8 protein-coding genes and 1 pseudogene are annotated in these 11,192 nt (G+C 53.7%); 6 read left to right on the forward strand and 3 right to left on the reverse strand.

Going from position 1 to position 11,192, the window contains the following annotated elements; translation table 11 throughout:
• Positions 1–3: 3 nt before the first annotated feature.
• The 6 genes from H3Z84_RS05635 to H3Z84_RS05660 all read left to right on the forward strand — a co-directional run bounded on the left by H3Z84_RS05635 (position 4) and on the right by H3Z84_RS05660 (position 6,365).
• A complete protein-coding gene (locus tag H3Z84_RS05635) occupies positions 4–1,569 on the forward strand; it encodes a tyrosine-type recombinase/integrase (RefSeq protein WP_199456787.1) in 1,566 nt (521 codons plus the stop codon).
• On the forward strand, positions 1,562–3,721 hold the full coding sequence (locus tag H3Z84_RS05640) for a hypothetical protein (RefSeq protein ID WP_199456788.1): 2,160 nt from the start codon (positions 1,562–1,564) through the stop codon (positions 3,719–3,721). The genes H3Z84_RS05635 and H3Z84_RS05640 overlap by 8 nt, the downstream gene beginning before the upstream one ends.
• Complete coding sequence (locus H3Z84_RS05645) at positions 3,705–4,097, forward strand: hypothetical protein (protein WP_199456789.1); 393 nt, start codon at positions 3,705–3,707, stop codon at positions 4,095–4,097. Before H3Z84_RS05640 ends, H3Z84_RS05645 begins: the two co-directional genes overlap by 17 nt.
• A 162-nt stretch (positions 4,098–4,259) precedes the next feature.
• Positions 4,260–4,832 carry a recombinase family protein gene (locus tag H3Z84_RS05650; protein WP_199456790.1) on the forward strand — a complete coding sequence of 191 codons (573 nt, stop codon included), beginning with the start codon at positions 4,260–4,262 and terminating at the stop codon, positions 4,830–4,832.
• A gap of 247 nt (positions 4,833–5,079) precedes the next feature.
• Positions 5,080–6,126: a hypothetical protein gene (locus H3Z84_RS05655; protein WP_199456791.1), complete on the forward strand. Its 1,047-nt coding sequence runs from the start codon at positions 5,080–5,082 to the stop codon at positions 6,124–6,126.
• Positions 6,123–6,365: a hypothetical protein gene (locus H3Z84_RS05660; RefSeq protein ID WP_199456792.1), complete on the forward strand. Its 243-nt coding sequence runs from the start codon at positions 6,123–6,125 to the stop codon at positions 6,363–6,365. Before H3Z84_RS05655 ends, H3Z84_RS05660 begins: the two co-directional genes overlap by 4 nt.
• 95 nt (positions 6,366–6,460) lie before the next feature.
• On the opposite strand, the gene H3Z84_RS05665 is transcribed toward H3Z84_RS05660, so the two are convergent.
• The 3 genes and pseudogenes from H3Z84_RS05665 to H3Z84_RS17040 all read right to left on the reverse strand — a co-directional run.
• The gene (locus H3Z84_RS05665; protein ID WP_199456793.1) at positions 6,461–7,237 is read right to left on the reverse strand and encodes a M48 family metallopeptidase; all 777 of its coding nucleotides are present in this window, start codon (positions 7,235–7,237) and stop codon (positions 6,461–6,463) included.
• Entirely contained in the window at positions 7,237–10,515 is a 3,279-nt protein-coding gene (locus tag H3Z84_RS05670) for a type I restriction endonuclease subunit R (protein ID WP_199456794.1), read from the reverse strand. Before H3Z84_RS05670 ends, H3Z84_RS05665 begins: the two co-directional genes overlap by 1 nt.
• Positions 10,512–11,192: pseudogene (locus H3Z84_RS17040) on the reverse strand (restriction endonuclease subunit S); the annotation flags it as partial. The pseudogene H3Z84_RS17040 and the gene H3Z84_RS05670, both read right to left, overlap by 4 nt.

Below are 11,192 nucleotides of genomic sequence, written 5' to 3' on the forward strand. Positions count from 1 at the left end.
TAAATGTTCTTAGAGAAGCCTATAAAAAGTAACATTGAAGAGTGGTTGAATCAGGAGATGACCGCAAAGGGCGGCGGGAAATTCACTCCTTCAGACGATCTATGGCGACCTGATCCGACTGCTACCTCAGCCAATGTGGGGAAAGCTAAGTGGGCTGTGAATGAGGATTCACAAGCGTGGCTTATTGCAGCGCTATCTTATTACGCCAAAGAGATGTCAGCCAGGCGCATGACTCACATGACATATCTTCTGAAACGCTGCGCTGGTTGGGGATTAAACGTGTTGGACGAGGGTGATGCCCTTGTTCTTCGAAACAGTTTATCGGCTAGCGAATTTACTAGCTTAAGAGCATTTCTCAAGCGGTGGCGAGAAAAGTATGGACTCGCTATATGTCCGAGTGAACGTCTCATTGCAGTGCTCTATGCGCTTAGGCCAAACGATAGCAGTGGACCTTGTCCTGTAGAGAGTATGGATCCAGTGAAGGGGCCCTTCACAGTGCTTGAGACCCAGTCGATATTCGACTGGGTTAACGATGCGTACGCCGATGGGAGAGTGTCAATAGAACGATTTGTGTATGTTCGACTGTTGCTGGCGACGGGCGCTCGCCGGCGTCAAATACAGCAATTAGTGTTTGGGGATGTCACCAATAACGCTATCGAAGGGCCGACACTTCGGATGCCAAAGGCGAAGCAGCGTGGCTTTGAATACCGCAATAGCTTTGTTTTATTTAATCTAGCTCCAGACCTACATAAAGTTCTTCTAAATTACCAGCTACTGACACTTCAGGGTTTGCAACGTGAGCAGCCAGAAGTGGACTGGGATAAAGCATTGCCTAACGTACCAATGTTTCGGGCTAAGGGCTCGGATAACAAGTTTGGGGAGATTTGCGATGACCCTGACCTTCACCTCCTCGAATCAGGCCCTGTGGAGAAGTTTCATAAGCAAGATGGATCAATGAAAGCGCTCCTTTCAAACCTAACACGTGATCTGGCATTTCCGATCTCGGAGCGCACAGGTGACTCAATTTCTCTGACATCCCACCGCTTCCGATATACGCTCGGTACAGACATGAGCCGAATGGGTTATGGCCCGCACGCCATCGCCTCCGCAATGAGCCACAAAAATATTCGTTGCGTTGGTAGGTACATGAAAACGTCCCCTGAGATGGGTAGGCGAGTTGACGACAAAATCAAAGCGGAGATGGCCTTAGTCGTTAACGCATTTCAAGGCCGTTTGGTAAGCAGTGCAACGGAAGCGATTAACGGTACTGATCCGAACAAGGTGATTTGGAGCCAGTCTGGGCCAATGGCATTTTGCGGTTCTTCAGGGGGCTGTCATCTAGATGCTCCGGTGGCGTGTTACACCTGTTCGAAGTTTCAACCCTGGGTTGATGGGCCACACGAGGAAGTTCTTAAGCGTCTTCAATTGAGGCAACAAAGAGCAATAGATGCTGCTGGTCAGAGCAGCGATTGGGCGATCAGTTTTGATCGCCCAATACTCGCCGTGCTGGGGGTTATTCACCAGATAAGTGACTTAAAGAAAGTATCGAAGGGCGCCCTGAATGAGTAATGTTATCCCCTTTGTTCCGAAAAGCGGACTGGCAGCAAGCGCCGCGTTAAACGAATACATTCAATGGGCGAAATCGCAGGGTTCCTTGTATGACGGACCGGATGAGCCTTTCCAGTGGATGGCATTCAGTTGGGATCGCTGGGACCTGAAGAAAACAGCATGCTCAAAGCTTGGGAAAAGATCTGAGATGCTCAGCCCTGACTTTGTTGATTATGCTAAGGCGACGCTATTTGAGGAACGGGTTGTTGCCCTTCGGGTATCTAGTCATCGATTGATGGCTCTGAGGTGTCTCGAAGTCGCCATGCTGGAGATAATTCAAAAAGGTGACGTGACATCTGTGAGTGCCGCGGTCTTTGATAAGGCATGTGACATAGCGAAGGACCATTATAGCTCGGCTGTTACGGCCTACATAATTTCCGGGCAGCTCAAATATATTTGTAACCACCTCCATTCTGCGGGCATTGTGGCTAAGCCTTTTATTTGGGAACCTCAGATAAAGCCACCTCGAAAGACCCTCAAGTCGAGTGCGGAGGCCGCAGCGACGCGATTGCCGAGCGACACAGTATTGATGGCGTTAGGTGAGATTTTTTATAGCAAGCCTGAACTGCCGCTGGATGTTTTGGTTACCTCTGCTGTGGCGATCATGCTTTCCCAGCCCTCCCGAATTAGTGAACTGAGTTATCTGAAAAAGGACTGCCTCTTTATAGAGCGCGATGCTCAAGGCCGAGAACAGCTGTATATACTGTGGTACTCGGCAAAAAACTTTGGGGCAAACCGAAAGCTAGTTCCTGACAGCATGAGCAAAACTTGCAAGGAGGCAGTCAAACGGGTGGTCGAGATCACCCAAAAGAATCGTGAATACGCCAGATGGCTCGAAGAGAATCCCGAATCATTTCCATACCACTCTGACGTCCCCAATAAAGGTTTGGACACTCCACTTTCTGTCCAAGAGGCGTGCGATGCGTTGATGTGCTCAACCAAGAATCGATCGCCAAGGGCAGCGTTTAGGCTTCTATTAGCCGGAGTGGTTAAAAATGCGAAATATAGCGTGCAGGTGCACAAAATCGCGCAAGAACTTTTAGACGGCTATGACACGAGTAAGGGCAAACGGCACTATGTGAATGGAAGGCTGGCTAAGTTAGAGTTCCACGACACGTGGGAGATCACCCTTCGAAAGCTCAATAAGATGGTCAGAGGAATTTATCTGCCCAGGTACTTCCCTTACACCGATAGCCGGCGGATCACTAAATTTCAAGATGCATTGTTCTGCTTCAGAACTGGAACACTGACGGCAGGCACAGACGTTGTGCAAGTAAAGCCCTTTGGCTTAGTGGGATCTCTAGTAAATGTAATAAGCCAGAGGCTGACAGGGAGCATTAAAAATGTAAAGACTATCTTTGAACGTCACGGATATAAGGGGATGAAAGTTAATAGTCACGCGTTTCGCCACTTTTTGAACACGGCGAGTAACCGTGCGGGGCTTTCTCCAGAACTGATCGCTCGTTGGTCGGGCCGGGTTGATGTGAGCCAGAACAGGGTCTACAACCACATGTCGCCTGAGGAAAAAGTCGAGGAGATAGAATCGTTTACTTCCCCGCTGGTGGCTTCAAGTAGAAAGCTTCTTGCCTCCCTTAAAACAAATGCTCCAATTACCATGAAGGACCTTGGGAGAGAGAGCGATCGCATCGTCCACCGCACGGAGTATGGAATTTGTATTCACGACTATGCCCAGGAACCTTGCGCTAAGTTCAATAATTGCCTGACCTGCGGGGAGCATGTGTGCGTGAAAGGTGATAAGACGAAGCTGGCGAACCTCAAAGATGAGCGCGAATACTTACGGAGAAGCCTTGTGAACTTCCACCGAGAGGCTGATAAGGGCACATACGGCGCAAATACCTGGCTTAATACCGCTCTCGAGAAAATGGAACGCTGTGATCAATTAATCCAAGTGTTGGAAAACCCCGATATCGAGGATGGCGCAGTTATCAGAGGGTTAGAGAATGGGTGGACAGCAGGGCGTAATGCCTTGGCGTTGCGGGGCGATGAGGTTGAAGAGGATGCGGCCCTTATCGAAACTGATGGTATAGATGACAAAGTAAAGGAACTAGAAAAGCTTTTAGGCATCGAGGGCAAGCATGGCAAGACTTTCTAAAGTAGACGTTGAGCGCATTGAGTTGATGATTCGGAACTGGCGAACCAGAAAGCTAACTTGGGAGCTAGTTGTGATCGCTTGTGGAAACGAATTGGGTATTGAGACGACCAGAAAGACACTCCTAACCCGTAATGGTATCAAGACGGCTATGCGTCTGCGTAAAGCTGAATTGAAAGCGCCCTCACAGGAAGTTCGCCAGTTTACAGATATTGATCGGGCAAATGATCGAATTGTTCGCTTGACACAGCGTGTAGCGGAGCTAGAGAAAGCGCAGGAAGCTCTGGTCGACCAATTTACGCGCTGGGCTTACAACGCTGATCTCCACGGGGTGAATGAGGACGTGCTGAATCGACCGATCCCCAAGCCTTGCCGCTGACAGCGTTCAGTGTCCTGCTGCGAGATCGGTAAGGTCGGTTCTTTAGTCAGAAAATGGTCGTTTGTTGGACGCACCAGTTCATCCCGCAAAAATACCCAATTTCGGCTTGTTTCGTGTTCAACAATCACGTACAACAATCTATGAACAGAAAAGGTACCTTTCATGATCATAGGTTATGCGCGCGTCAGCACGAACGACCAGAATCCCGAACTCCAGATCGATGCACTTAAAAAAGCCGGGGCTGAGCAGATCTTCCAGGAAAAATTTACCGGCACCCTGCGCGAGCGACCCGAGTTGTCGCAGTGTCTCCGTATGCTCCGGCAGGGCGATGTACTGATCGTGTGGAAGCTGGACCGCCTTGCTCGATCTCTGAAGGACCTGGTGGAGATTGTTCAGGACCTCCAGGATCGCGGCATCGGCTTTAAGTCCCTGACGGAATCCATCGACACCACCAGTTCGGGTGGACGCTTGGTCTTCCATATTTTTGGGGCTCTGGCTGAGTTTGAGCGTGATCTGATTCGGGAACGGACGATAGCTGGGCTGCAGGCTGCCCGGGCAAGAGGGCGTAAGGGCGGTCGGAAACCAGCAATGTCCGATGCTGACACTAAGAAGGCCGCCGCAATGCTTTTAGATCCGAAAATCACTAAAACAGAAGTGGCTGAGCACTTTGGTGTATCCAGGACTACCCTGAATGCTTCACTTCGGCGTATTGCAAATCGTGAGACCAGACCTTGACGAAGCGTATGTCGCTCATTAAAAAAACGAGGGTGTCGCTATGGGTGCTGGTGGGATCGCCCAGATCCTTGACAGTCCGGTTAATTTATGGATTAATCAAAAAAGGCTAGAGGTAAGCCTGCCTTCCACCACGGCGAAACAAACGTAACCTCATCGAAAGCAGATTACGCTTCAAGCTCTGTTGATTGACTCTAATCTTCAGCCAATCAGTTAAGGTGGAAACTGTGTCGGCTTTGTGGAGATTACAATGTCGAATCAACGTCTATCCAAAAGTCATATCCCCACCCTAAAGCGCTTGGCTAAGTCTATAAAGCGTGATCAGGGTATCTTGCATTCAGAAGCACTCGATCAAGTGGCTCAGCAGTACGGGTACAATGCTTGGTCTCATCTCCAATCTTCGATTCCTGAGCGAGCTGTAACAGAATCAGCTGAAGATCTCCTGCGAGAGTTTTTCGACGGCCGTCGCGAAAAGCGCCATCTAAAAATGGTGCTTGTGCTTTGGGAACACCTAGGCCATACCTCTCTCGTGAACCGATTACTGTCAGAGCTGCGTGGTGCAAGTCAGTCAGCTATTGGCGAAATTTACTCCGAACTGAAAAACGAGTCACCGCAAAAGCTCTATCATGCCATTGATCGGGCGCACTTCGAGTGCATGAAAGCCGATCACGAGGCTTTTGAGAGACAGGATGCGCTCAATGAAGCCGCAGTCGATGCTTTTATTGATGAGCATATTGACCAGTGTGAGGAGGGTCAGGCAAGGGAGCAAATGGGCATGATGCTATCAGGACTCCCCCCTCACACGCAGACAACGATCCTGCGCCACCAGTTTCAGGTAGCTGGCAGAGATGGCCCGATAAGTTTGCATGACGCCTCATGGTTTTATCGAGAGGACCAACAGCGCGTTGATGCTGTGTTTCTGCTTATCAAGCTAGTTCATGAATGCATACGCTATTCTTCGGACTTCGATGGTCCGGAATCTCTGGACAATTGGCTTATAACACCTTTTGATCCTGCGAAAAAAGAAAGCCTATGCCCTCTGGACGCGCTGGGAAGTGATGTCGCACTCGAATACCTCGACACCTTCGCCGCTAAGATTGATGAGGAGACGGCGGATCCTCGGGCAGAGGCAGCGGTAAAGTCCTGGGTTGACCAATGGATGGCAGAGCCCCAACGGATTCTCCCTGAACATCGGCATCTCTTAGATGATGAGAATACGGCGAAATTGCACTTTGAAACGCTGCGGGAGTCAGCTTTGCAGGTCAGCGTTCAACAAATGGGAGCCTTGGCATTATGAACATTGATCCCGTTTACGATAAGTCGGTGTTTTTCGAGCGTGAAGATAGGATGCGCATAAACGAGCAGCACCCAAACGAATATCGGGTCATCTCTAACCACTCAGGTTATGGCTGTGAGGGTGGCGAGAACTTTGAACACGATGATACCGGTGGTCTTCATAACTATTCCGGCGTAGAGGATGAAATTTTTTCGTCTTATGCTGAGCACGAGGATTGGCAGGAAGGTTACGACTACTGAACAACTAGAGCCTGCTGCTATTTTGAACGCGACCTCATGCTAGCGAAACCCAGACTCTGTTTGCCCTACAGATGGGGTCTGGGCTATTCATCACTTTACCCACAACCCGGTAATAAAATAGTTTCGGATTGATTATCCAGCCGTTCCTTCACCGACCGCCACTCCGGCATGAACCGATCCAGCAGCCCATAGAAGCGGGCGCTGTGATTGTGTTCCACCAGATGACACAGCTCGTGCAGCAGCACGTAGTCGATGGCCCGTGTAGGGGCTTTGATCAGGTGCGGGTTCAGGAGAATGGCTCCTTCCGGTGAGCAGCTTCCCCACTGGGTTTGCATTTCCATCATGCGCCAGGCTGGTGCCGTTGTTGTCCAGGGCAGACTCTCAACCATCAGGTCGAGCCGGCGCTGGAACACCTCCAGGGCGCGATCCCGGTACCACTGGCGCACGGCTTTGTGTATCCGGTCTGGACTCAAGTCCTTGCCCTGCACGCGCAGCTGGCCGCCGATCAGTTTGCAGGTGACCTTGCGCTGCTCCGAGGCCTGGATGACCTTCAGTACGTACCGCCGGCCCAGGTACAGTTGGCTCTCTCCGCTGACCCATTGTCGCGGCCGGACATCCCGGTGGCGCTCGGCGATGTCGTCGAGATGCTTGAGGATCCACCGGGCGCGGCGCTGGACGGCCGATTTGATTGCCGGCAGCTGGGCCGACTCCGGGGCATCGACCTGCACCATGCCGTTGGGATGCACATGCACCCTTATGGTTGCCTTCTTGTGTTCTGGCACATAGCACAGGTGGTACCGGAACTCCCGGTCACCGTACCGGGCCACGTATTCCAGCGGCTGCTCATCCTGATGGGACTCTACCGAGGTCATCAACGGGCGACTCCATTACGAAGAATCTGCACCACCTCATCCAGCATGGCTTTGGCCTTATCCAGCCCTATCAGGGCGAACAGACGGGGCAACAGGCTTTTGCGGACATCCTGCTCGATGCCGACGGGGTTCAGGGAGTTTTCGGCCACGGCCCGGTTCACCACCTGGTCGATCTCGAAGGCCTCCTGAATCAGCTGCTCGCCTTTTTCGGCTTCCAGCTCGGCGAAGGCCTCACCCAGTACCAGCTTGAAGGCCCCATAGTAGGCCTGGGCGTGCTTGTTGCCCTCGAACCGATCCGTGGGCAGATCCGGTACGTCCCGATCTTCCACCATAGCTTCCAGATCGCTGAACAGCTTGAACTGGGCCTTGTAGTCGAACATGGACTCCGCTTTCTCGATGGCGTCCTTCAACAGAGCGGAGAACACCTTCTTGGCGTAGGGATCGTCGCCGAGCTTTTCCTCAATGGTTTTCTTGGTGCGGGTTTTGATCTTGTCGGTTTCGTTCTTGGTCTTTTCCTCTGACCAGTCTTCCGGCTTGTCATCCACGGCGTCGATCAACACCGGCTCATCACCGGGGGCGACATCCACGCCGGTCACGTACCGGTCGATCAGATCCCGGATCTGGCCCTCGTAGGCGGAGTAGTCCACGGTTTCCTGGGCATCGATGCGGACGGTCTTCCGAAGATCGGAGAACCACTTCAGGTCGGACTTGTACCGGCGAATGTCCTGTTCGGTGAAGGCCTTGTCCTGGAAGAAGCTCTGAGTGGAGAGCGCGGTCTTCAGACACATTCCGAACTCGGTCAGGGCCTCGTAGAAATCCTCCCGAAGCGCCTGCCGGGTATCCATCTCCACACCGTCCTCGTCGGACTCGTATTTCGGCATGAAAATCTGCCGGTACTGCTCCTGATCCAGAACGTTCCGAACCTCTCCGAAGAAACTCCAGAGCTTATCGTGCAGGGCCGGGAGCTTCTTGTACTCGGTGTCCACGTTGGAATACAGGCCGTCGATGTCCTCGATGGCAAAGCCGCCCTGGGTCTGCTCCTCGTAATTCTGGTAGTCGGTGATGGCCGTATCCAGCTCTTTGAGGATGCCCCGGTAGTCGATCAGGTAGCCGAAGGGCTTCTGGGGGTGGAGCCGGTTCACACGGGCGATGGCCTGGATCAGGTTGTGGCCCTTGAGCTGCTTGTCGATGTAGAGCACCGCGTTGCGGGGTTCGTCAAAGCCGGTCAGGAGCTTATCTACGACAATCAGGATGTCCGGCGGCCCGTCGGTACCGAAATGCTCAATGATCTGCTTCTCATAGTCCTGAGGGTCGCCTGTGACGTTCTTCTTCCACCAGGCCTGTACCAACGGCAGGTTGGACTCATCGGCGTCGGTGTGGCCCTCGCGGGTATCCGGGGCGGAGATGACGATGGCACTGGTGACACGGCCCACCTCGTCGAGGTGCTGCTTGTAGCGGATCGCGCTCAGTTTGCTGTCGGTGGCCAGCTGGCCCTTGAGCTCCAGTCCCGCTTTCTTGAAGTTCTCGCTGAAATGCACGCTGATGTCGAAGGCGTTGAGCTTGATGCGATCCTGGGCGGTGTAGATCTGGCCCTGTTTGGCGTACTTGCGCTTGAGATCCGCCTTCTGGTCGTCCGACAAGGACGCGGTGACCTTCTCGAACCAGGTATCGACGGCCTTCTGGTTCACATCCAGCAGGGGCTTGCGCTCTTCGTACAGCAGCGGGGTAATCGTCCCGTCTTCGACCGCCCGTTTCATGGTGTAGGCGTGGATGATGGCCCCGAACTTCTCGGCGGTTTCGCTCTTCTCTTTTTTCAGCAGCGGGGTGCCGGTGAAAGCGATGAACGACGCATTGGGCAGGGCCTGGCGCATCCGTTGATGGTTCTCGCCCCCCTGGCTCCGGTGTCCTTCGTCGACAATAACGATGATGTTGTTGGACGGGTTGTAGCATTCCGGCTGCTTCGCGGCCGAGGCGAACTTGTTGATGATGGTGAAGATGATCCGCTCGGTGCCCTGGCCGATGCGCTTGGCCAGATCCCGTCCGGAGCGGGTCTTGGCCAGGGAGTCGCCGCTCTTCTTGCCGGCGATGTCGGAACCAAAAGCGCCGCCGGTCAGGAAGGTTTTGGACAGCTGCTTCTCCAGATCCACCCGGTCGGTGACCACGATGATCCGGCAGTTCTTCAGAGCGTCGCTGAGCAGCAGGGCCCGGCACAGGTAGACCATGGTGAAGGACTTGCCGGAACCGGTGGTGTGCCAGAGCACGCCGCCTTTGCGCTCGCCGCTGGGTTTGAACTCGGAGATTCGCTCCAGGAGGGCTTTGATGCCGAAGGCCTGCGGGTACCGGGCCGCGATCTTGCCGATCTTCCGGTCAAACAAGATGAACAGGCGCAGAAACTCCAGGAACCGGTGCCGGTCGAGCAGACCGACTAGGAGCCGATCCTGTTCTGTGGGCATAACCGACTGTGACCAGAGTTGCTCGAAGTAGGCCCGGATCTTCGCGGGTTTGTCCTTAAACAAGGCGTCCTTGTCGGACACGGACAGCGAGCGGTTCTTGATGTCCTGCACGTACCGCTCGTCGAACTCCTCGTCCGTCCACTTTGACCAGAACTTCAGCGGGGTGTGCGTGGTGCCGTAGCGCCCGTCGTTGCGACTGATCGCAAAGAGCAGCTGGGCGAAAGCGTAGAGATACGGCACTTCGTCGTTCTTCTGGTTGCGGAGGTGCTGGCTGATGCCTTCCTCCACCATGTTCTTGTTGGGGTTGCCGGAGGCGGCTTTCTTGGCCTCGATCACCGCCAGGGGGATGCCATTCACGAACGCCACCACATCCGGCCGGCGGGTGTGGGTGCCCTGGGTGGACAGCACTTCCATCTCTTCGGTGACATGGAACTCGTTGTTCTCCGGGTTCTCCCAGTCGATCAGATGGATCGTGGGCTGGGCTTTCTTGCCGCCGATAAACTCCGTCACGGTGATGCCGAGGGTCAGCATGTCGTACACGGACTGGTTGGCGTCCATCAGCCCCTGGGCCATGGAGGGTGTCGTGATTTCCCGGATCACCTGATCCACCGCCTGCTCGGATAGTGGGTACCATTGCCCCTTGAACTCGAACTTGCGCCGGCGCAACACCCGCTCCAATACCGGCTTCATCACCACATCCCGCTGGTTGCCCCGAAGGGCCATGCACTCCGTGGCTGGTAGGAACGTCCAGCCCAGGTTGATCAGCGTGGCCAGGGCCGGGATGTGGCTGGAATGCTGCTCATTCCCTTGAGGGGTGGTGTTCATGCGGCCTCCGTGTCCACCTGCACCCGACGCTTGCCGGTGAGGAGTTGTTGCATCAGGGCTTTCTTTTCACTCTTCAGTGAGTCAAGCCGAGCTTGTAAGGAAGAAATCTCTCGGTCGGCAGTGGCACAGACTTCTGAAATGGCATGCTGTTCTTCGGAGCTCGGGCACGGGATCACCAAATTGGCAAAAATCGAGATCCAATGACGCTGATGGCCTCCGACCGCGAACCTAATCATCCGCATCGCCTCAAAAATAAATCTGATTGAATATCCTGGTTTGGCTGTGAGTATTTTCATGGCGCTGGACTTCGCTTTGAACGGGAAGTCCACATACTGGCTGGCCGTCGTGAAGTCATCAAAGATAATCACTGGAAGCCCATCGTCGTAAATCCCGAATGTTTCGTCAGTGTATCCCAGCAAGAAGCTCTTCCCCGCTGTCAGAACTGGCGTAGGAAAGTCATCGGAGTATTCTGTAGATGTAACAAGGAATGGTGTTGGCTGCTGGTAGGCCAAAGCCTCACCGAGTTCAACTTTTTTCCACTCCCCCTCAAACCCCGGCAACCGCTTCTTCCCGGTCAGCAACTGCTGCATCAACCCTTTCTTCCGCTGCTGGCTGTTCTCAAGCAGGCGCTCGGTGGCGGTGATGGCCTGATCCCAGGTGGAGAGGATCTGGGCGAT

Source organism: Marinobacter sp. bablab_jr003 (assembly GCF_016464245.1).
Classification (GTDB): domain Bacteria; phylum Pseudomonadota; class Gammaproteobacteria; order Pseudomonadales; family Oleiphilaceae; genus Marinobacter; species Marinobacter vinifirmus.